Below are 21,745 nucleotides of genomic sequence, written 5' to 3'. Positions count from 1 at the left end.
CTCGCCCCTGCCCCAGCTTACCCCAGGGGACGAGGGGCTTCTCCGGTCCGATGGGGGTGTGGGGTGTGGTTAACAAGGTAGATACTCGCGGCGATCAGCAACAATCCTGCAAAAAGCCATCCGCTGATCGTCTCATGTAGGAAGAGGGCGCTCAGCACCACGGAGATCACAGGTACCAGAAAAGTCAGCGCGGCCACCCGACTGACCTCGCCCATCTGGACCAGGCGGAACCAGATCAGCCAAGACGAAGAAACGCCGAAAAACATGGCGAAAGCCACTGTTGCCAAAAACGGCCAGGTCCACTGAATCGCGGACCAGCTTTCAAACAGGCTCCCGGCCCCCATCATCCCCGCGCCGCCGAGTAAACATTGGATAGCCACCAGCCACATCATATCCACTTGGGCCTGCACGCGTTTGAGGTACACGGTGCCCACCGCCCAAGAAATGGCTGCCGCCAGTCCAAGCAGGATCCCCAGACCCGAGGCGGACCCGGGCAGGCGGTCAAAGCTGCAGGCCGCGACCCCGAGCAAGCCGAGAAAAAGGCCCACCATTTTGGCGGGGGTGAGGGTTTCCCCCAGCCATTTCCACGCCAACAGTCCCACGATCACCGGCTCGGAATAGACAAGGACCGAAAACATGCCTGAGGGCAGGTACACCAACCCCACAGTCTGAACTCCGAAGAACAAGAAAACATTTAATAAGGAAGAAATCACGTAAATCGGCCAGTTCCTCCGCCATTGCAACGCTTTCCATCGGGGTAGGGCCAGAGCCGCCATCAGTACGCCGCCGAGAAGAGTGCGAATTCCTGCGTAAAGGAGCGGAGGCGTATAGGTTAAACCGAACTTATAGACCGGCCAACACACTCCCCATATCAACACCAGGACCGCGATGTAGCCGATCACTGGCCAGGCGAGCTTTCGAGTCACCTCCACCCCTCCTTTGTCGTCATTTTGTACAATCCTTTGGGATCTACAACCCTTTATACTTTATAACGATTTTATCGAATCGGCGAGCCCCTGACGATCCCCCGCCGGGGCGGCGCGGCGGGCCGCCCGTAGCCATAGGGAGGGCACGCCGGGAAAACGGCATTTCCCGCCCGCCCGTGCGGAAAAATGACGCTTTTTCTTGGATGGTGGGGATTTTGGGCTTAATGGTTGGTCGGGGGCGGCCGATTCGTATAATAAGGAAATCTTCGGGCGGGAACGAGGAGACGACCGGAGCGGGAGGGATCGACGATGAATGGTGGCATCGTGCCGCCCCTGCATACGGGAATGCCCGTGGGGCGGGAGTTGGTGGACGCGGCGGCGGCAGAACAAACGGCGCCGGTGGTTCGGGTGGAAGCGCCGACACCGGTGTTGCCGGCGAAGACAGGCAACGAAACACAAGGGGACCCGAGGAAGCCATCTCCGGAGCAGGTGGAGCGCTCAGTGGCGCGGATGAATGTGGCCGCCCAGATGGCCAGGACCCATTTGCGGTTTGAACTGCAGCAAGACACGCACCAGGTCATCGTTCGGGTGATCCGGGACGATACCGGCGAGGTCATCCGCCAGATTCCGCCGGGGGATCTCATTGCCATGGATGAACAGATGCGCTCGGTGTTGGGCGTATTCTTTGATCGGACCATTTAGGGGGTGCAGGTATGATTCTCGGGGCGACGGGGTCGACGAACTCCGGAAGCGGATTCAATGCCATCGACTACAGTCACATCGCCGGTTTGGCCTCCGGGATTGACACGGACAGCATGGTTAAAGCCATGATGCAGGCGGAAAGTATCCCCCTGAACCGCTTGATGCAACAAAAGCAGCTGTGGCAGTGGAAACAGGACGACTACCGTCAGGTGAACAGCGCGCTGTTGGATTTTCGCACCAATGAGTTGTTCTCGATGAAGCTGCAGTCGACGTTTTTGGCGAAAACGGTTTCCAGCTCGGACACTTCGGTGGTGACGGCCACGGCGGCCGCCACGTCCCCGGCCGCTTCGTATTCAGTTTCGGTGAGCCAGTTGGCCCAGGGGGTAACCGTTGCGTCCGCAACGGCCTTGACGGCGGCGGGGCAGCCGCAATTGGATCCGAACGCGCCCTTGAACCAGTTGAGCACGGCTACAGGTTGGAGCCCCGGGGCGGGGCCGCACCAAGTGACGATCAACGGGGAGACGGTGACCTTCGACCCGGCCACGGACACGTTGAACACGTTGTTGGCCAAGATCAGCAGCGATCCCAAGACTGGGGTGACGGCTTTTTATGATGCCGTCCAGGACAAAGTGGTGTTTCAAACGACGGCCACGGGCAGCGGGGCGAAGATTACCGTCAGCGGGGACAACGACAATCTCTTTGCGGGCCTGTTTCACCTGAATCCTGCAGGGAATGTGGCCTCGGTGAACGCCATCGGGACGCTTACAAAAGATGCGAGTTTGCGCATCAATGGAGTTTCCTTCAATTTCTCGGCGGGGCAGACTCTTTCGGACATCGTGACTGCGATTAACGGTCAGACCGCCGTGACGGGGGTACAGGCTCAGGATGACGGCTCCGGGCATCTTAAACTTGTGCCGGTAAACGGCGGGGCGGCGGGTCCCACGTTGTACTCGCCCATCAGTGTGGAGGTGGTCAGCGATCCCGGGAATGCCTTTGGCGGGTTCCAGGGTGTCAGTGCGAACGCGGCGAAGGATGCCATCTACACCGTCAATGGCTATACGTCGTACAGTGCCACCAACACCGTGGTCTACAATGGTGTAACGATGACTCTCAAAGGCGTGTCCGCGAAAGACGCGAACGGAAACCCCGTTTCTTCGAGTTTGGTGGTCACCACCGATGTGGATACGGTGGTCAAAGCGATCGAAGGGTTTGTGGATAAGTATAATAGCCTCATGAAGACGATGAACGATCTGTACCACGAGAAACGGAATTACGACTATCCGCCTCTCACCGACGATCAGAAGTCCCAGATGACTCAGGATCAGATTACAAAATGGGAAACAATGGCTAAAAGTGGCATGTTGTCCAGTGACCCCCTTTTGGGGAATGTTATCGACAGCCTGCGGGGAATTGCCGGGTCGGTTCTTCAGGGACAGGCGCCTTCCACAGTGAACGGGCAGACCGTGACCCTGAACAGCTTGGCGTCTATCGGCATCACCACGGGAGATTGGTGGGAGTATGGGCAACTGCACGTGAACGAAGATCAACTCCGGGCGGCGGTGCAGGCGGATCCCCAGGCGGTGATGCGGCTGTTCACCAATCCGACCTCGAGCGTGACGGATACCAGCAGCCCGGGGGCCGGGATCGCCGCAAAACTCTATAATGCGGTCAATACCGCCATCGACCAGATCAGCCAAGAGGCGGGCAGCGCGTCGGACCTGGTCGACAACAGTTGGATCGGTCAACAGGTCCGGGAGATCGACACCCAGGCGGCGGAGATGCAGCAGCAATTAGACCAGAAACGTCAGTATTACTACCAGCAGTTTACCGCCATGGAACAGGCCTTGTCGCAATTGAACAGCCAAGCGGGATTTTTTCAATCGATGATGGCCGGTCACTAATTCGATAACTGGTCATTGAACGGACGGCGATGGATCAAGCAGTGAAGGGGTGACTCGGATGACCGATAGGGACCAGGCGTCAGTCGCTTATCGCAATACGGCGGTGCAGACGGCGGCGCCAGACCGGCTGCTGCTCATGTTATACGATGGATTGATCCAGTTTCTCGAAGCGGCCAAGCGGGCTCTTGAGGAGGGGCGCCGTCCGGATGCCCATGCGTTTCTCTTGCGGAGTCAGGATATCTTGCGGGAACTGACCGTGACGTTAAAGATGGATTACGAGATCTCCCATTCTTTAGCGGCTTTATACGATTACTATCACCGTCGTTTGGTGGAGGCGAACGTTACCAAGGATCCGGTGCCGGTGGAGGAAGTCTTGGAACAGGTTCGGGAGTTGCGCGAGGCGTGGGCGGACGCGGCTCTCGCGCTCCGACAAGCTTCCGCCCGCGCCCAGCAACTCGGTTCCATATAGAGAGGAAGCGACCATGAGTTTAGACAAAGAAGGACTATTAGCGGTCTTGCATACCCAACAAGAACTTTTGAAGCGGATGTCAGAACTCGGGGAAGACATTCTGCGAACGGCCAGTCAAGAAGATGCTGTGGAACGGGTGATGACCTTGTCGGACACCCGGAAAGGAGTGTTCGAACAACTCCGAGATGTCATCTCCCCCGAGGATCTCCGCCTGGCTGCATTGTTGGACCATGCGGATCCGGAGATCCGAGAGGCGGCCGAGCGAGTTAAAGATCAGTTTGAAGCCGTGATGGAGCAGGACCGTCGCCTGCAGCAAACTTTCGTCAATCTTCTCGGGAAGGTGGGCGATATGCTGCTCGGATTGCAACAGTCGCTCAAAGTCGAAAAGACCTACCGTTTGGGTGGGGCGACACCGGACGGGGTGTTTTTCGACCGTCGAAGATAACGGTTTCAGGCGGGTACGAGAGGGGCCGGGTTTACCTCGCAGTGTCGGGGAGCCGTCCGGGATCACCGATCAGGAAAGAAAAAAACGGGCCGCACGGGGATCATCGATCCCTCGTGGCGGCTTTTTTTGTGGGCAATGTGGATATCTTTGTGGACAGACTGTGGTTAACGGGAGTTATCTGTGCATTTATACACCTTCTCCTTGTGGATAGTGTGGATAACTCCCTCTTATCACGAGGGCCGGTGGCTTGGGCTGTGGATAAATTTGTGGACTCGTGGGTGTTGGCCGGTTGGGCTCACGGTTGGCGATGACGGGCGGGCATGGTATGGTGATCGAGTAGGGAGAGGGGGTGGAGGATCATGGGTCACCTGGACGTAACCCCTGTCGGAGATTCGGCGGTGCTGATCCGGTTCGGGGACGCTGTCGAGGCGAGTACTCACGCCCGGATTATGGCTTTTGTGGATCATTTGGAGGCCGCACCGATCCCGGGCATGGTGGAATGCGTCCCCGCCTTTACCACGGTGACCGTTTTTTACGATCCCGTCCTGGCCTCGTATTCTGAAGTGAAGGCCGAATTGGTGCGGCGGCTGGCCGATGCCCCGGCTTCCACGGACCGCCGCGTTCGGGTGGTGGAGATTCCCGTGTGTTACGGCGGGGAATTCGGCCCGGACCTCGAGGATGTGGCCGCTCACAACCATTTGACGCCGGAGGAAGTGGTCCGTATTCACACCTCCGGGGAGTATATCGTGTATGCCATCGGCTTTGCGCCGGGGTTTCCATATCTCGGCGGGATGTCCGATAGAATCGCCACTCCCCGCCTGGCGACGCCGCGCCTTGCCATTCCCGCGGGGTCGGTGGGGATCGCCGGCGGGCAGACAGGGGTGTATCCCATCGAGACGCCGGGAGGCTGGCGGTTGATCGGCAGGACCCCCCTTCGGTTGTTCAGGCCCGAGGACGATCCTCCCAGCCTTTTGGCGGCGGGGGACCGGGTGAGATTTTACGCCATCGATCGCGACGAGTACGACCGCCTGGGCGAAGGGGATGACAGGGGATGATTCGGGTCATCAATCCCGGTCTTTTGACCACGGTCCAGGATGGCGGGAGATATGGGTATCAGAAATACGGGGTCATCGTGAGCGGAGCCATGGACGGTTTTTCCCTGCGGGTCGCCAATCTTCTGGTGGGCAATCCGGAGGGGGCTCCGGCTCTGGAGATCACCCTGGTGGGGCCGCGGCTCAGATTCGAGGAACTCTCCTTGATCGCCGTCGCCGGTGCGGGCCTGGCGCCCCGGGTCGATGGCATCCCGGTTCCTCTTTGGCGGCCGGTGCTGGTGCACCCCGGGGCTGTGCTCGATTTTGTCGCCGAGACCTCGGGGTGCCGGATGTACCTGGGGGTGGCGGGGGGAATCGCCGTTCCCCAGGTGATGGGCAGCGCAAGTACCTATTTGCGGGCGGGGATCGGAGGGTATAAAGGCCGGGCGCTTCAAGCGGGGGACGATCTGCCCCTCGGGCCACCGGGGGAATGGGCCCGGACTGTCATGGCCATGTGGTCATCCCGGCTCCGGGGGAAAAGCTTTGTCGCGGCTCCCTGGGGGGTGGATTCTCGACTTTTGCCGAAGTACGAACCCAATCCCCGGGTCAGGGCCATGCCCGGACCGCAGTTTGAGGCTTTCGACGAAGAAGCCCGGCGAAAGGTGTTTGAAGCGGATTTTGTCGTTCTGCCCCAGTCCGACCGCATGGGGTACCGTTTGGATGGGACAAAATTGGCGCTGGCCCGGCCCATCGAGATGATCTCCGAGGCGGTCACCACGGGCACCCTCCAGGTGCCCCCCGACGGCCGGCCGATTCTCCTGTTGGCGGACCATCAGACGATGGGCGGCTATCCGAAAATCGCCCAGGTGGCGACGGTGGATCTGCCGGTGGTGGCCCAGGTCCGCCCGGGCGGGCGACTCCGGTTTACCCGGATCGAGTTGGAGGATGCCCAGAGGCTGCTGAGAAAGCGGGAAGAGGATATCGGCCGGCTGCGGGCGGCTTTGTGCCACGCCCGGATATGAGCATCGCCCGGCGCGGCAAACCGGCGGTTAACCATAAAATTTCATTTGCACGGTGGATGTCCTTTCTTGTAACATGTTAACGTTGACGAATATACCGAGATCAGGTAGAGTCATATTGACAGAGAAGTGCGGCATTGCCGTTTTGCTGCAGACCGGGTGGACAAACCTTTCGCAGGCGAGATCGGGAGCCGCAGAACACACAAAGGGGGATTATACAGGTGAGAGATTGGGTCCGCAAAGGTTGGGCCGGGGTCGCCGCTTTGGCACTGGGGGTAGCCCTGGCGGGGTGCGGCGCTTCGTCCAGCGCACCTTCCGGGGCGTCATCGACGGGCGGGGGGACCAACAATAACAGTCAAGTTTATGTGGTGGGCACCGACGCGGCTTATGCGCCCTTTGAGTCGGTGAATCCCCAGACCAATCAGATTGAAGGATTCGACATCGACTTACTGAATGCGGTGGCGAAGGCGGCGGGTTTTCAGGTGAAGTTTGAAAACACCCCGTGGAAGGGCATCTTTCAGGCCCTGTCCATTGGCCAACGGGATATTTTGATTTCTGCTATCACAATTACCGATGAGCGCAAACAGTCCATGGACTTTTCCAATCCGTATTTTCAGGCGCAACAGATGATCGTCGTGCCGCCGGGTTCGCCGATCCGGACCCTTCAAGATCTGAAGGGCAAGAAAGTGGGGGTCCAGATCGGGACCACCGGGGATGAGATTGTCACAGATTTTCTGGGCAAGACAGACCCGAATATCAAGCGTTATGACACGACGCCCCTTGCCTTGGAGGATCTGAGAAACAAAGCGGTCGATGCGGTGGTGGCCGATAACGGGGTGGTGCTCGACTATATCCGTCAGAATTCCTCCAAAGGATTCGAGCATTACACCGATCCCAAGTTCCCTAAGGAATACTACGGCATCGCCGTTAAGAAAGGGAACACGGCACTCTTGGAGAAGATCAATGAGGGCCTCGCCAAAGTGAAGAGCGATGGCACCTATGATACCATTTACAAAAAATATTTCGGATCGGCTCCCCCGGCGGAATAAAGCGCGGCTCGGGTTCGAGGGGGCCGGCGGTGGGCATGGAACCTCGGTGCGGTTCCGTGCCCATTTCGTGTGTGGGGGTATCGCGCTCGGGAAGGCGGGTCGGGGGACCGGCTGTGATCGCGCAAACGAGGAGGGAACCCGGTGGGGGTTCATTTTCGCTGGGAAGTCATTCGGGACTATTGGCCTTTAATTCTCCAAGGTACTCTGGTGACCATCGAGGTCACGGTGATCGCTGTCCTGGCCGGCACGTTGCTCGGTCTGATTCTCGGCTTGATGCGGCTGGGGCGGGGCTGGTGGTGGCGGTGGCCCGCCTTGGCGTATATCACATTTTTCCGGGGCACGCCCCTTTTTGTGCAAATCCTTCTGTTGCATTTTGCCGTGATCCCGCAGTTTAACGGCGGGCGGGCTCTGGACGCGCAGATCTCGGGCACCATCGCGTTATTGCTGAATTCCGCGGCCTATGTGGCGGAGATTTTTCGGGCGGGGATCCAGTCTATCGACCGGGGGCAGATGGAGGCGGCCCGGTCTTTGGGGCTGCGGATGGGCCAGGCGATGCGGTACGTGATTCTGCCCCAAGCGTTTCGCCGCATGCTGCCGCCTCTCGGGAATGAAGCCATCGCCCTTCTCAAGGATTCATCCCTTCTGGCGGTGATCGCCGGGGGCGAGATCGCCACCCAGATGAACCTGATGTTCGGGCGGATCCTGTCGCCTTGGGAGCCCTTTTTGACCTTGGCCTTTGTGTATCTGGTCCTGACCTTGGTTCTGCAGCAGGTGGTGGCCTATCTGGAGAGGAGGTACGGGCAGGGGTGATCCACGTCCGGGATCTGCACAAGCGTTTCGGGGATCTCGAAGTGCTCAAAGGGGTCAACTGCGACGTCCGCGAGCAGGAGGTGGTCTGCGTCATCGGCCCCTCCGGCTCGGGGAAGAGCACATTTCTGCGCTGTTTAAATGGCCTGGAGACGGTGACTTCCGGGGAAGTGGTGATCGACGGCATCCGGGTGTCCGATCCTAAGTGTGACATCAATGCTGTGCGCCGGGAAGTGGGGATGGTGTTCCAGCGGTTCAACCTCTTCCCGCATATGACGGCTCTGGAAAATATCATCCTCGCCCCGATGAAGGTGAGAAAGGTCCCCCGGGAGGAGGCCATGGATCAAGCCCGGGCCCTGCTGGCGAAAGTTGGGTTATCAGACAAGGCGGACGCCTACCCGGAACAATTATCCGGCGGGCAACAGCAGCGGGTGGCCATCGCCCGGGCCCTGGCGATGAAGCCGAAGGTGATGCTGTTTGACGAGCCGACGTCCGCGTTGGACCCGGAAATGGTGGGCGAGGTGCTTGCCGTGATGAAGGATCTGGCCAAGGAGGGCATGACAATGATCGTGGTCACTCACGAAATGGGTTTTGCCCGGGAGGTGAGCGACCGGGTGTTGTTTATGGACGAGGGGATCATCATGGAGGAAGGGGATCCCGCTCAGTTGTTCGGGGCCCCGCAGTCGGAGAGAACCCGGGCATTTCTCAGCAAGGTGCTTTGACGCAGGGCGCCCCGGCCGCGGTTTCACCCTTGGGGTCAAGGGGATGTGCCCACCGGCCCCTTGGCGGTATTGATTTGGATGTGTTTGGCGTACACTACGGGTAGCGCCACAGCCGTCCCCGGACGCCTGGGGGTGGCCGCGCAATTACCCGAGGGGAAGGAAGGAATCCATGCAAGGACGAGTCAAATGGTTCAACCCGGACAAGGGGTACGGGTTTATTTCCCGGGAGGACGGGGAAGACGTGTTCGTTCATTATTCGGCCATTCAATCCCAGGGATTCCGCACGCTGTCCGAGGGACAATTGGTGGAATTCGACATCGTTCAAGGGGCTCGGGGTCCTCAGGCGGCCAACGTGGTGCCGATGGGGCTATGACCCAGGGGTGTTCGTTGTCTCTCTGATACATCCGCGACGCAAGGAATGGGAGCCGGTGTCCGCCTGTGGCCCGGCCCTTTTTCTTTTGTCACGAAAAATCCCCATTGTTCCTTTGGGGATTCAGCAGGAATTTACGCAGACTGAGGGAATATTTCATATAGAGACCAAAGGGAGGGGTGTCCCCATGAGAATCCACGTGCGCGGAGATAATTTGGCTGTGACAGAAGCCCTTCGCGAGTACGCGGTACGCAAGGTGGGGCGCTTAGAGAAGTACTTCGACGCGCCGGCCGACCAGGATGTGTACGTCACCTTATCGGTGAAACGGGGCCTTCACAAAGTGGAGGTGACGATGACCCTGGGAGGCATCGTGTTCCGTGCCGAAGAAGAGTCTGGGGATATGTACGGTTCCTTGGATCTCGTCGTCGACAAACTGGTCTCACAGGCGGAACGCCATAAGTCTAAGATCAATAAACGGTTCCGGCAGGCGGGGATCCGGACGCTGACGGCGGAGGTGGAGCCGGCCGAGGAGAGCCGGCGGGAGATCGCCGGGGAAGTGGTCCGGGTGAAGCGGTTCCCGGTCAAGCCCATGCCGGTGGAAGAAGCCATTCTCCAGATGGATCTGTTGGGGCACGACTTTTTCGTCTTCGCCAATGCGGACACGGACGAAGTGAACGTGGTATACCGGCGCAAAGACGGAAACTACGGGTTGATTGAGCCGGCGTTTTGAGGCCGGGGTTGCGACCTTAAAAGGGGACCGAGCGGGGTCTGGCGATGGCCGGAGCCCGCTTTTCTCGTGCCGCTACTTTTGCTTCTTTCTAGATTCTGGATGTACCCCGGACTGGCTTCTGCTGACAAAAGGTGCTACAATAACTGTCTGAGATGATGTCGGCCGACAAGGGCCGGCCGCCGATGCGGACCCCGGCGGCGGGGCGCTCGGCGGGCGGAGGATGAGAGGAGAAAGGAGTGGTCCGGTTTGCTGGGACTCCTCAAGAGGATTGTCGGCGGTTCGAATGAGCGAGAAGTGAAACGGCTGCAGCCGATTGTGGAGCAGATTAACGCCCTTGAGCCCGAGGTTCAAGGGCTTTCGGATGAACAGCTGCAGGCCAAGACGACGGAGTTTAAAGAACGGCACGCAAACGGCGAAGACCTGGACGACCTATTGCCCGAGGCTTTTGCGGTGGTGCGGGAGGCTGCCCGCCGGACGTTGGGTATGAGACATTTTGACGTTCAGCTCCTGGGTGGGATCGTCCTTCACCAAGGCCGGGTCGCAGAGATGAAAACCGGTGAAGGTAAAACCTTGGTGGCGACCCTCCCTTCGTATTTGAACGCTCTGGCCGGACAAGGGGTTCACGTGGTGACGGTGAACGATTATCTCGCCCGGCGCGACTCGGAGTGGATGGGTCAGATTCATCGCTTTCTCGGTCTGACGGTGGGCCTGAATATTCCGGGCATGACCCATGGGCAGAAGCAGGAAGCGTACCGGGCGGACATCACCTACGGAACCAACAATGAGTTCGGCTTCGATTACCTCCGGGACAACATGGTGCTCCAAAAAGAGCAGATGGTTCAGCGGCCTCTTCATTACGCCATCGTCGACGAGGTGGACAGCATCCTCATCGACGAGGCCCGCACGCCGCTGATTATCTCCGGACCGGCGGAAAAATCCACCGATCTGTACGTGCGGGCGAATTTGCTCGTGGCGAACATGAAACCCGGAGAGGACTACACGGTGGACGAAAAAGCCAAGTCCGTCACGTTGACCGAGCAAGGGGTTCAGAAGGCCGAGCGGTTTTTCAATATCCAAAATCTCTATGACCACGCCAACGTCCTGATTCATCACCACATCACCCAGGCTTTGAAAGCGCACGGTTTGTTCAAATTGGACCGGGACTACGTGGTTCAAAATGGCGAAGTCATCATCGTGGACGAGTTTACGGGCCGCCTGATGTACGGCCGCCGGTACTCCGAAGGATTGCACCAGGCAATCGAGGCCAAAGAAGGGGTGCGGATTCAGAACGAGAGCAAAACCCTGGCCACGATCACGCTTCAGAATTACTTCCGGATGTACAAGAAGCTGGCCGGGATGACGGGTACCGCGAAGACCGAGGAAGAAGAGTTGCGCAGCATTTACGGGATGGACGTCGTGGTCATCCCGACGAACAAACCGATGATCCGCACGGACCTGCCGGACGTCGTGTACAAGACGGAAGAGGCCAAGTTCCGGGCGGTGGTGGAGGAGATCGTCCGGCGCCACGCCACTGGGCAGCCGGTGCTGGTGGGGACGACTTCCATCGAGAAATCCGAGCGGTTGTCGGAGATGCTCAAAAAGCGCGGCATTCGCCATCAAGTGCTCAATGCCAAGCATCACGAGCGCGAGGCGGAGATCGTGGCCAAGGCCGGCCACCGGGGGGCGGTGACCATCGCCACCAACATGGCCGGTCGGGGCACGGACATCATCTTGGAAGACGGGGTGGCGGAACTCGGCGGTTTGCATATCATTGGTACCGAGCGGCATGAAAGCCGACGGATCGACAACCAGCTCCGAGGCCGGGCGGGCCGACAGGGGGATCCGGGGTCATCCCAGTTTTATCTGTCGCTGGAAGACGATTTGATGCGCCTGTTCGGATCGGAGAACACCATGGCGGTCATGGACCGACTGGGGCTGGAGGAAGATCAGCCGATCGAAAGCCGGTTGGTCACCCGGGCTATTGAAAGCGCCCAGAAAAAGGTCGAGGGCAATAACTTCGATTTGCGGAAGCACGTGCTGAAGTACGACGACGTGATGAATCAGCAGCGGGAGATCATGTACAAGCAGCGCCGGGAGATCCTCGAACGGGATAATCTGCGGGAAGTCGTCGTCGGCATGGTGGAAGATCTGATCGACTGGATGCTCGATACCTATGCCCCCCAGGATGCGATCCCCGAGGAGTGGGATCTCAAAGGGCTGCTGGAATACGCCGAGCGGACTTTTCTGCTGCCCGGGGCCATAGAGCTCGAAGGGCTAGCCGATAAAGGCCGGGATGAGTTGCACGACCTGCTGATGGAAGCGGTCAATCGGCAGTACGACATGCGGGAACAGCAGCTTGGCCCGATGATGCGGGATTTTGAAAAGGTCGTCCTGCTGCGGGCGGTGGACAGCAAATGGATGGATCACATCGATGCCATGGACCATCTGCGCCAGGGCATTCACCTGCGGGCGTACGGCCAGCGGGATCCGTTGGTGGAGTACAAGTTCGAGGGCTTCCAGATGTTTGAGGAGATGATCCACAGCATCCGGGAAGAAGTGGCCACCTTTATTTTCAAAGCGTACATCGCCGTGGCTCAGCCCGAAGTCGTCCAGCAGCAAGTCGTGGTGCAGGGCGAAGCGGTAGGTCCCAGTGAGCCGACGGGCACGGCACAACAGGTGAATCCCGGAGAGCCGGCGTCCGGCGAGGAAAAAGCGAAAAAGCCGGTGGTCAACAAGGACCAGGTGGGCCGCAATGATCTTTGCCCCTGCGGAAGCGGGAAAAAGTATAAAAAATGTCATGGTGCGTGAGGTGTTGAGGATGGCGCAAACCTTTGGTGAACTCCGTCAGGCGCTCCACGATCTGGTGGAGCGGATCGACGAAATCGGGAGGTCTCTTTGACCTCGCCGGGAAAAAGAAACAGATCGCCGGTCTCGAACAGCGCATGGCGGCGGCCGATTTTTGGGATGACCAGGAAGGCGCCCAAAAGGTGATCGCCGAGGTCAACCGCTTGAAAGATGTCGTGGAGCGGGTGGAGGGCCTGCGCAGTCGGGTGGAGGATCTGGAGGTTTTGTGGGAGCTCGGTCACGAGGAAGGGGACGAGAGCGTCCTCGGGGAGATCGAGGCCGGGATTAACCAGGTGCATTCCCAACTGGGTCAATTCGAACTGGAACTGATGCTCAGCGGTCCCTATGACCGCAACAATGCCATTGTGGAACTCCACCCCGGGGCCGGCGGTACCGAGTCCCAGGACTGGACGGCCATGCTCCTGCGGATGTACACTCGATGGGCGGAATCCCGGGGATACAAGGTGGAAACCTTGGATTATCTTCCGGGGGAGGAGGCCGGGGTGAAAAGCGTGACCTTGTTGATCAAGGGTCACAATGCCTACGGGTACCTCAAAGCCGAGCGGGGCGTGCACCGGCTGGTGCGAATTTCCCCTTTCGACGCCTCGGGGCGCCGCCACACCAGCTTTGCTTCGGTGGATGTCCTGCCGGAGCTTGATGAGAATGTGGATGTGGATATCCGCCCGGAGGATCTGAAAATCGACACGTACCGATCCAGCGGAGCGGGTGGACAGCACGTGAACACCACCGATTCGGCGGTGCGCATCACCCATATTCCCACGGGTATCGTCGTGACCTGCCAGTCCGAGCGGTCCCAGATCAAGAACCGCGCCACGGCGATGAAGATCCTGGCCGCCCGGCTGTACGAACGACGCCGCCGGGAGCAGGAGGAGCAGATCGCCGCCCTCCGGGGCGAGCAAAAGGAGATCGCTTGGGGGAGCCAGATTCGTTCCTACGTGTTTCACCCCTATTCCATGGTTAAAGATCATCGCACCGGGGTCGAGACGGGGAATGTCCAGGCCGTTATGGACGGGGATATCGATGCTTTTATCGATGTCTGGCTGCGTCAGCAGGCGGCCGCCCAGTTGGATCGGGATGCCGAGGCGAAACCGGCTGCCCAGTGAGGGGCCGGTTTCCTTCTTGCCCGGTGGTGGATTCCTCTGTTATGATATCGATAGGCGCGAAAATCGCGGGCCCATAGCTCAGTTGGTCAGAGCCGCCGGCTCATAACCGGATGGTCCCAGGTTCGAGTCCTGGTGGGCCCACCACGAGGGTAGCTAAAGGCGCTTGTGCGCCTTTTTTTCTGGCGGGGAATTGCACAATCGTGAAATTCCCCTGGAGGAATCAGGTCTGGGTGGGATTGCGGCGAGGCTTGTCACCTGAAGTTCCCGATGTAGAGCTCTCGGGGGAGGAACGCTCATCGCGCAGCCATTGCTCCATCTCTTGGAGAGACACACGGGCTTCTTGTAGGCGCTTGGCGAGGTACAGATAAGGGGTGGCGTCCTCCCGGGTGACGAACTCCCTGATCTCCGGCGGCAGGTGTTCCAGTGGGTCGACTTCCTCTTCACCGGCGTCTTCCAGAAAGGTGGCCAGGGGGACTTCCAAGGCCCGGGCCAGCCGTACCGCCACCTGAAAGGAAGGCTTCATTCGGGTTCCGCGTTCCAGGGAGGAGATATGGCTGATTGACAAGCCCGAGCGGGCCGAAAGCTGTTCCAGGGTCCAGCCCCGCTCCGTGCGGAGTTGCTTTAATTTTACGCCGAAGGCGTTGCTCATCGAAAATCATCCTTTATGGCGAATCTTTTCCATTTCAGTATAACGGCTCTCTACACTTGTGTAAACCAAAGCCCGTATTCTCGGGCGGGCTTTCTTTGTTCCCCGGATTTCTTCAATCGTGAAAATCTCAGATCGCGATGGGGAGGGGTGCGCGATGGCGGAAAAACCGACGATGGGGGAACGCCTGCGGGAACTGCGCCGTGAGCGGGGAATGACTGTGCGGGAACTGGCGGAAAAAGCCGGAGTCTCTCAAAGCTATATCTATGCGGTGGAGGCGGGAACCCGGGGCAGCCGTTTGGCGAAACTGATCAAGATTGCCCGGGCGCTGGAGGTGGATTTGGCGACTTTGATCCAGGATGAGCCGTAAACCGACCGGTTGGTTGTCCCCTTGCTTCGCCGGCGATATACTGGGATTGCAGGCGAAAGGAGAGGTGTGGGATGAACGATGTGCGATACGAGGTCGATCAAGGGGTGGCGGTCATTACCTTGAACCGGCCGGAAGTGCTCAATGCTCTGACGGACGGGGTGCTCACCGCATTGAGGGAGGCCCTCATCAGGGCCGAACAGGACCGTGGAGTTCGGGCGGTGCTGCTCACCGGGGCCGGGAAGGGATTTTGTGCGGGGCTGGACCTCAAGTCGGTGGATCCGGGGATGCTGGGTCAGATCGACATGCATGTTCGGCGGGATTTTAACCCTTTGATTTTGAAGATGCAACAACTGCCCAAGCCGATCCTGGCTGCGGTGGGGGGTGTGGCGGCGGGGGCGGGCCTGAGTTTGGCCCTGGCGGCGGATCTGAGGATCGCTTCGGAAGATGCCCGGTTTGTCTCGGCTTTTATTCGAATCGGATTGGTGCCGGACTCCGGGGCGTCATATTTTTTGCCGAAACTGATCGGGGTGTCCCGGGCGATGGAATTGGCGCTGACGGGGGAATCCCTGGATGCCGAGAAGGCGCTTCAGGCGGGATTGGTCAATCGAGTGGTACCTCGGGAGCAACTCGAAGAAGCGTCGTTGGCCTGGGCTCAGCAACTGGCGGAAGGTCCGACCTATGCCATGGCCCTGACCAAGCGGATGATTTATGAAGGTGCCGCCGGAAGTTTGGCTGAGGCTCTGGACCGGGAGGCGACGTACCAAGGCTGGGCGGCCGGAAGCGCGGATTTTACCGAAGGGGTGCAGGCGTTTTTGGAAAAGCGGAAAGCCCGGTTTCAGGGGCGCTGATCCGAGGGGCGATTTTCTCGATTACTTTGGCGCGGTGATGCGTTACAATAGAGATAAACATGCATCGGAAGCTCGAAGCTCATGATGCACTCGGGGATGAGCGAATGGGGGGCGCGGTGGATGCAGCTGGATCGATTCCGGGACCAGACGGTGGACCAATTGTTCGAGGCCATTCTGCAGTTGCGATCGTTAGAAGAATGCTATCGTTTCTTCGATGATCTCTGCACCGTGGGGGAAGTGCAGGCGATGGCCCAACGCCTCGAGGTGGCCCGAATGCTTCGGGAGGGTTTGACGTACAGCCGCATAGAAGCGCTCACCGGAGCCAGCACTGCCACCATCAGCCGGGTGAAACGATGCCTGAACAATGGGACGGATGGATTCGAGCTGGCTTTAAGCCGCCTCGGCCGATAGCCGGGCGCGGGTGCACGGCGCCCCCGGAGATTCCCCTGAGTGCCGCAACCTGTTAAAAGGTCCAGGTATGGACGCTCCTTTCTGGCCGCAGAATAGGCTTGAAAGGAGGGAAGCCCAATGGCGTACGCCATTTTCTGGACTTTGGTCGTCATTGCCGTAGCCATCGCCTTGGGGTATTTCTTTGTCAACCCCCGGGACGAAGATCGCGGGCGGTCAGAGGCGCGGTGGAAAGACCGCTCGGCGTTGGACACGGAGTTCAGCCAGTGGCTGGGTCTTGATGACGAGGATCATCGCGAGGATTCGGATCACTCGACCGCCGATTCAAGACGGTCCGGAGATGCTCAGTCGCCGAACGACTCCGTTTTTCGGGGAACCTCCACTTCGGGGCGCTCTCCGGTGGCGGTGAGGGAGTTTAAAGCGAAAGGCGAAACCCAGGTTAGGAACAAGCCGGCCCAGGTGGTCGACCTCAAGGAAAGAGAGTTTCCCCCTGCACCCGGCCCGGCGGGGATCCACCAGAAAACCCAAGGTGAGACGGACGGGACGCGAGCAACTGCCGCGAATCGCGCTTTGGGCGCGGCGGAGATGAAAGCGGACGCCCGGGAGACGGCCTGGACCGAAGGGGAGACGCCCAAAGCGGCCGATCGAGCCGTGGCTTCTACCGATCAAGACGCGGCCAGGGCTACGGCGAAAGCGGCTCTGGGCGAGAGCGCGGCGCTGCTGGCCATGGATGATGCGCCGGAGGACGATCAAGAGACGAAGGTCGAGTCTTAGGATTAACCTGGGATAACCGTTGAAGAAACCGGCTCAGAGTAGCGGCGGTGCCCGCCTGGTGACAGGCGGGCATTTTCACGCCAGGACGGGTGAAGGGCTGGGCCCCTGGGTATTCTCTTTTGGGACGACGGGACGAAACCTGCTATAATAAAGGGCGGCATATGCAGTCGGCAAGCGGTGGCCTCACCGCACCCGGCGTGCGGGAAAGGCGGGGAGAGCATGGCAATGGCGGGAGAGGAGGCCCTCCGGGCCGAGGCGCTTCTGGCCGGGCTCAATGATGCCCAGCGGGAGGCGGTTCGCCAGACCGAAGGCCCCTTGCTCATTCTGGCGGGAGCGGGGAGCGGAAAAACCCGGGTGTTGACCCACCGGGTGGCGTATTTGGTGGCCACCAGGAAAGCACCGCCTTGGGGAATTTTGGCCATTACTTTTACGAACAAAGCGGCCCGGGAGATGCGAGAGAGGATCGGCCGGTTGGTGGGGCCGGAGGCCGAGGAGATCTGGGTCTCCACTTTTCACAGCTACTGTGTCCGGGTGTTGCGGCGGCACATTGAACCCCTGGGCTTTACAAGATCCTTCAGTATTCTGGACGCGTCGGATCAGACCACGGCGGTGAAGCAGGTTCTCGGGGAGATGAATCTGGACACGAAAAAGTTCGATCCCCGGCGGATGGCCGGGGCGATCAGCGCCCTCAAAAACGAGTTGATCACTCCTTCCCAAGCGGCGGAGCGGGCCAGGGACTTTTTTCAGGAAGTTGTCGCCCAGGTGTATGAGCGCTACCAAGAGAAACTCCGGGCGAACAACGCCCTGGATTTTGACGATTTGCTCATGAAGACAGTGGAGCTCTGGGATGCGTTCCCGGAGAGTTTGGAAGATCAACAGCGGAGGTTTGTCTACCTCCATGTGGACGAGTACCAAGACACCAACCACGCCCAGTACGAACTGGTGAAACGCTTGGCCCAGCGTCGGCGGAATCTCTGCGTGGTGGGAGATTCGGACCAGGCGATTTACGGTTGGCGGGGCGCCGATGTGAGAAACATTTTGGATTTTGAAGCCGATTATCCCGATGCCAAGGTCATCAAATTAGAGCAGAATTACCGTTCCACCGGCCGGATTTTGGCGGCGGCCAACGCTGTGATCGCCCACAATCGCCAGCGTAAGGAAAAACGGCTCTGGTCGGACAGGCCCCAAGGGGAACCGGTGATCGTCCACGAGGCGATGGACGAGCAGGGGGAAGCCTATTTTGTCGTCGAAGAGATCCGCAATCATGTGGAGCAAGGCGGAAGATACGGGGATGTGGCGGTACTGTACCGTACGAACGCCCAGTCCCGGGTGTTGGAAGAGATGATGATGAAAGCGTCCATCCCGTATGTCATGGTGGGCGGGGTAAAATTCTATGAGCGCAAGGAGATCAAGGATCTTTTGGCCTACCTTCGGATACTGGTCAACCCCCGGGACGATTTCAGCACCGAGCGGGTCGTCAATGTCCCGAAGCGGGGAATCGGGGAAGGGACGCTGGCGAAAGCGGCGGCTTTCGCGGCCCGGAGGAATCTGTCGCTTTACGAGGCTCTGGAGAGGGTCGACGAGTTGGAGGTTTCCGCCCGGGCGGCGTCGGGGATCCGGCAGTTTGTGGATCTGACGGCGGCTTTGCGGGCGATGATGCCATTCTTGTCCGTGACGGAATTGGTGCAGGAGGTCCTGAACCGGACGGGGTATCGGGAGGCGCTGATCCGAGAGGACACCCTGGAGGCCCAGAGTCGGCTGGAGAACCTGGAGGAGTTTCTCTCCGTCACCCAGGAGTTTGACCGTCGCCAGGATACGGCGGCCGAAGGCGGGCTGGAGGCATTCTTGGCCGATGTGGCTTTGGTGAGCGATCTGGATATGGCCGAGACGGAAGACGGCGTGGTGCTCATGACCCTTCACAGCGCAAAGGGGCTCGAGTTTCCGGTGGTGTTTCTGGTGGGGATGGAAGAGGGGATTTTCCCCCATTCCCGGGTGTTGGACGATCCCGATCAAATGGAGGAGGAGCGGAGGCTCTGCTATGTGGGCATCACCCGGGCGATGGACCGCCTGCTCATCACCCGGGCCCAGCAGCGGAATTTGTACGGCCGCTGGCAGGCCAACCCGCCCTCCCGTTTTCTGGAGGAGATTCCCGAAGCGCTCCTTCAGTGGAGCGCACCCCGGCGAAGTTTGCGCGATCGGGCCGCGGATCCGGCGCCGGCTGCAGGCAAGGGTGCAGGCGTTGGCCCGGGTCGAGGCGCCGGGAAGTCCGAAGGGGGACATTTGCAAGTGCCTTCGGGGTTTGGCGCCGATCCGGCGGAGAGCTGGGAAGTGGGAGACCGGGTGATGCACCGCAAATGGGGCGAAGGCCGGGTTGAAAAAAAGGACGGGGTCGGCGAGGACACAGAATTGGTGGTTGCTTTCGCGCCCCCCATCGGCCGGCGAAAGCTTCTGGTGCGATTCGCCCCGATCCGAAAGATTGACCAATAGCTTGGAATGGTAGGGCCACTCACAGGGGGTATACGGATGTCGGGCCAGGGGGATGCAGCCCGCCGGATCGAAGAGTTGCGGGCGCTGATTCGACGTTATGATTATCACTACTATGTGCTGGACGATCCGCTGGTGGACGACGCCGAGTACGATCGCTGCATGCGGGAATTGGTGGAGTTGGAGGCTCGGCACCCGGAGCTCGTGACCCCGGACTCCCCCACCCAGCGGGTCTCCGGGGCGCCGTCCGAGGCTTTTGCCAAGGTCGTCCACCGGGAGCCGATGCTTTCTTTGGCGAATGCGTTCAGCGAAGGGGATGTGCGGGATTTCGACCGCCGGGTTCGGGCGGCGCTGCCCGGCGAGGACGTGGAGTACGTTTGTGAGCTGAAGATTGACGGGCTGGCCATTTCCCTGCGCTACGAAAATGGCGAGTTTGTGCAGGGGGCGACCCGGGGGGACGGCGAACTGGGCGAAGATATCACCCGGAATCTGCGCACCATCCGGGTTTTGCCTTTGCGCCTCCCGGAGCGGGTCAGTGTGGAGGTGCGGGGCGAGGCTTACATGCCGAAAAAGGTCTTCCTGCGGGTCAACCGGGAACGGGACGAGGCCGGGGAACCGGCTTTTGCGAACCCCCGCAATGCCGCCGCCGGGTCCCTGCGCCAGCTCGATCCGCGGGTGACGGCCCGGCGGGGGTTGTCCCTGTGGATGTACGCCGCGGTCTTGGGGCCCGACGGGACGGTGCCTGGAGGACCGGGGCCCTTTCGCACCCACGAGGAGATCCTAGAATGGCTAGATACCCTCGGATTTCCGGTGAACCCCCACCGGCGGGTTTGTCGGAACCTGGAGGAAGTGTTTCAATTCTTAAACGAGGGGGACCAACTCCGGGCAACGTTGCCTTATGACATTGACGGGATGGTCATTAAGGTCAATAACCTCGATCAACAAAACCGGCTGGGCGCGACGGCGAAAAGTCCCCGATGGGCGATGGCTTATAAATTCGCCCCGGAACAGGCGGAGACGCGGTTATTGGCGATCGAGGTGAGCGTGGGCCGTACCGGTGTGGTGACCCCCACCGCCGTTTTTGACCCCGTTTTTTTGGCCGGTACCACGGTGAGCCGGGCGAGTTTACATAATGAGGATTTGATCCGGGAACGAGATATCCGCATCGGCGACATCGTGGTGGTGGAAAAGGCGGGGGAGATTATCCCCGAAGTGGTGCGGGTGCGGGCCGATCTCCGAACCGGAGAAGAGCATATTTTCTCCATGCCCAAGGATTGCCCGGCCTGCGGGTCTCCCTTGGTGCGCTTGGAAGAAGAAGTGGCCCTGCGGTGCGTGAACCCGGACTGTCCTGCCCAGATTCAGGAAGGGATCATCCATTTTGCCTCTCGGGATGCGATGAATATCGAGGGCTTGGGGGAAGCGCTGGTGGCCCAGCTCTACAGAGAGGGGCTGATTCATAGCGTCGCCGACCTCTATGAACTGAAGAGAGAGCAGTTGCTGCCCCTGGAGCGCATGGGTGCCAAATCTGCAGATAATCTGTTGCAGGCGATTGAGCGAAGCAAGCAGAATTCTCTAGAGCGGCTTTTGTTTGGCCTCGGGATCCGGTATATCGGCGAAAAGGCATCCCGGGTGTTGGCTGCGCACTTTAAGGAGATGGACGCGCTGATGGAGGCGCCTTCGGAAGAGCTGCTCAAGGTGCCGGATATTGGGGCGAAGATGGCCCAGAGTATTCGGGTATACTTTGGTCAGGAATCGGCGCGCCGATTGATCGAGCGCCTTCGGACCCACGGTGTGAACATGGTGTATCGCGGGGCCGAGGCGGCGCCGGTGCCCTCCCGGCTGGCGGGGAAGACGGTTGTGTTGACCGGGACGCTTCATGCCATGGGGCGCCGGGAGGCCCAGGATTGGGTGAGGAGGCTCGGCGGGAAGCCCACCGAGAGCGTCAGCCGGAAGACGGACATCGTGATCGCCGGGGAAGACCCCGGCTCCAAGCTCGACAAAGCCCGGCAGCTGGGCATCGAAGTGATGAACGAAGATCAGTTTTTGTCCATTCTTCGTGAAGCCGGATTTTGACTG

At 59.8% G+C, this 21,745-nt stretch carries 21 protein-coding genes and 1 tRNA gene; 20 read left to right on the top strand and 2 right to left on the bottom strand.

The window, feature by feature from the left end; genetic code table 11:
- Positions 1-17 precede the first annotated feature (17 nt).
- The gene (locus tag K6T64_RS08540) at positions 18-926 is read right to left on the bottom strand and encodes a DMT family transporter (RefSeq protein ID WP_288009607.1); all 909 of its coding nucleotides are present in this window, start codon (positions 924-926) and stop codon (positions 18-20) included.
- A 309-nt stretch (positions 927-1,235) separates the two neighbouring features.
- Here K6T64_RS08540 and K6T64_RS08535 point away from each other — a divergent pair, with 309 nt between their 5' ends.
- The 14 genes from K6T64_RS08535 (at position 1,236) to K6T64_RS08470 (ending at position 14,283) form a co-directional block, all read left to right on the top strand.
- Positions 1,236-1,628 carry a flagellar protein FlaG gene (locus tag K6T64_RS08535; RefSeq protein WP_100668689.1) on the top strand — a complete coding sequence of 131 codons (393 nt, stop codon included), beginning with the start codon at positions 1,236-1,238 and terminating at the stop codon, positions 1,626-1,628.
- An 11-nt stretch (positions 1,629-1,639) separates the two neighbouring features.
- On the top strand, positions 1,640-3,529 hold the full coding sequence (gene fliD, locus K6T64_RS08530; RefSeq protein WP_288009606.1) for a flagellar filament capping protein FliD: 1,890 nt from the start codon (positions 1,640-1,642) through the stop codon (positions 3,527-3,529).
- Positions 3,530-3,587: 58 nt separating this feature from the next.
- The gene (gene fliS / locus K6T64_RS08525) at positions 3,588-3,998 is read left to right on the top strand and encodes a flagellar export chaperone FliS (protein ID WP_100668687.1); all 411 of its coding nucleotides are present in this window, start codon (positions 3,588-3,590) and stop codon (positions 3,996-3,998) included.
- A 13-nt stretch (positions 3,999-4,011) separates the two neighbouring features.
- Entirely contained in the window at positions 4,012-4,443 is a 432-nt protein-coding gene (locus tag K6T64_RS08520; protein ID WP_288009605.1) for a hypothetical protein, read from the top strand.
- A 359-nt stretch (positions 4,444-4,802) separates the two neighbouring features.
- Positions 4,803-5,498, top strand: a complete 696-nt coding sequence (gene pxpB, locus K6T64_RS08515) for a 5-oxoprolinase subunit PxpB (protein WP_100668684.1) — start codon at positions 4,803-4,805, stop codon at positions 5,496-5,498.
- Positions 5,495-6,496, top strand: coding sequence for a 5-oxoprolinase subunit C family protein (locus K6T64_RS08510; protein WP_100668683.1), 1,002 nt, complete (start codon positions 5,495-5,497; stop codon positions 6,494-6,496). Before pxpB ends, K6T64_RS08510 begins: the two co-directional genes overlap by 4 nt.
- Positions 6,497-6,714: 218 nt before the next feature.
- On the top strand, positions 6,715-7,542 hold the full coding sequence (locus tag K6T64_RS08505; RefSeq protein WP_100668682.1) for a basic amino acid ABC transporter substrate-binding protein: 828 nt from the start codon (positions 6,715-6,717) through the stop codon (positions 7,540-7,542).
- A 141-nt stretch (positions 7,543-7,683) separates the two neighbouring features.
- Positions 7,684-8,352, top strand: a complete 669-nt coding sequence (locus K6T64_RS08500; RefSeq protein ID WP_100668681.1) for an amino acid ABC transporter permease — start codon at positions 7,684-7,686, stop codon at positions 8,350-8,352.
- Positions 8,349-9,071, top strand: coding sequence for an amino acid ABC transporter ATP-binding protein (locus K6T64_RS08495; protein WP_100668680.1), 723 nt, complete (start codon positions 8,349-8,351; stop codon positions 9,069-9,071). The genes K6T64_RS08500 and K6T64_RS08495 overlap by 4 nt, the downstream gene beginning before the upstream one ends.
- Before the next feature lie 169 nt (positions 9,072-9,240).
- Complete coding sequence (locus tag K6T64_RS08490; RefSeq protein ID WP_013076740.1) at positions 9,241-9,444, top strand: cold shock domain-containing protein; 204 nt, start codon at positions 9,241-9,243, stop codon at positions 9,442-9,444.
- Between the two features lie 184 nt (positions 9,445-9,628).
- Positions 9,629-10,171: a ribosome hibernation-promoting factor, HPF/YfiA family gene (gene hpf, locus K6T64_RS08485; RefSeq protein WP_288009599.1), complete on the top strand. Its 543-nt coding sequence runs from the start codon at positions 9,629-9,631 to the stop codon at positions 10,169-10,171.
- 246 nt (positions 10,172-10,417) lie between these two features.
- The gene (secA, locus tag K6T64_RS08480; protein WP_288009598.1) at positions 10,418-12,979 is read left to right on the top strand and encodes a preprotein translocase subunit SecA; all 2,562 of its coding nucleotides are present in this window, start codon (positions 10,418-10,420) and stop codon (positions 12,977-12,979) included.
- Between the two features lie 10 nt (positions 12,980-12,989).
- A protein-coding gene (gene prfB, locus K6T64_RS08475; RefSeq protein ID WP_288009596.1) for a peptide chain release factor 2 occupies positions 12,990-14,139 on the top strand; the annotation gives its coding sequence in 2 pieces (ribosomal slippage) (positions 12,990-13,067 and positions 13,069-14,139; 1,149 coding nt in all).
- 67 nt (positions 14,140-14,206) lie between these two features.
- Positions 14,207-14,283 (top strand) — tRNA-Ile (locus K6T64_RS08470).
- Positions 14,284-14,359: 76 nt separating this feature from the next.
- Here K6T64_RS08470 and K6T64_RS08465 read toward each other — a convergent pair.
- Positions 14,360-14,788 (bottom strand): helix-turn-helix domain-containing protein, encoded by a 429-nt coding sequence (locus K6T64_RS08465; protein WP_100668676.1) that lies wholly within the window; start codon positions 14,786-14,788, stop codon positions 14,360-14,362.
- A gap of 154 nt (positions 14,789-14,942) precedes the next feature.
- On the opposite strand from K6T64_RS08465, the gene K6T64_RS08460 reads away from it, so the two are divergent.
- The 6 genes from K6T64_RS08460 (at position 14,943) to ligA (ending at position 21,742) form a co-directional block, all read left to right on the top strand.
- A complete protein-coding gene (locus tag K6T64_RS08460) occupies positions 14,943-15,155 on the top strand; it encodes a helix-turn-helix domain-containing protein (protein ID WP_100668675.1) in 213 nt (70 codons plus the stop codon).
- 71 nt (positions 15,156-15,226) lie between these two features.
- Entirely contained in the window at positions 15,227-16,003 is a 777-nt protein-coding gene (locus K6T64_RS08455) for an enoyl-CoA hydratase/isomerase family protein (RefSeq protein WP_288009594.1), read from the top strand.
- A gap of 120 nt (positions 16,004-16,123) precedes the next feature.
- Positions 16,124-16,414, top strand: coding sequence for a YerC/YecD family TrpR-related protein (locus K6T64_RS08450; protein ID WP_100668673.1), 291 nt, complete (start codon positions 16,124-16,126; stop codon positions 16,412-16,414).
- Between the two features lie 117 nt (positions 16,415-16,531).
- Positions 16,532-17,185 carry a hypothetical protein gene (locus K6T64_RS08445; protein ID WP_288009593.1) on the top strand — a complete coding sequence of 218 codons (654 nt, stop codon included), beginning with the start codon at positions 16,532-16,534 and terminating at the stop codon, positions 17,183-17,185.
- A gap of 219 nt (positions 17,186-17,404) precedes the next feature.
- On the top strand, positions 17,405-19,672 hold the full coding sequence (gene pcrA / locus K6T64_RS08440) for a DNA helicase PcrA (RefSeq protein WP_288009592.1): 2,268 nt from the start codon (positions 17,405-17,407) through the stop codon (positions 19,670-19,672).
- Between the two features lie 36 nt (positions 19,673-19,708).
- Positions 19,709-21,742: an NAD-dependent DNA ligase LigA gene (gene ligA, locus K6T64_RS08435; RefSeq protein WP_288009591.1), complete on the top strand. Its 2,034-nt coding sequence runs from the start codon at positions 19,709-19,711 to the stop codon at positions 21,740-21,742.
- Positions 21,743-21,745: the final 3 nt, after the last annotated feature.

Source organism: Kyrpidia sp., assembly GCF_023512215.1.
In the GTDB taxonomy this organism is placed as follows: Bacteria; Bacillota; Bacilli; order Kyrpidiales; family Kyrpidiaceae; genus Kyrpidia; species Kyrpidia spormannii.
Note: the sequence above shows the minus strand (reverse complement) of the source record. Positions and strands in the feature narration are given on the sequence as shown.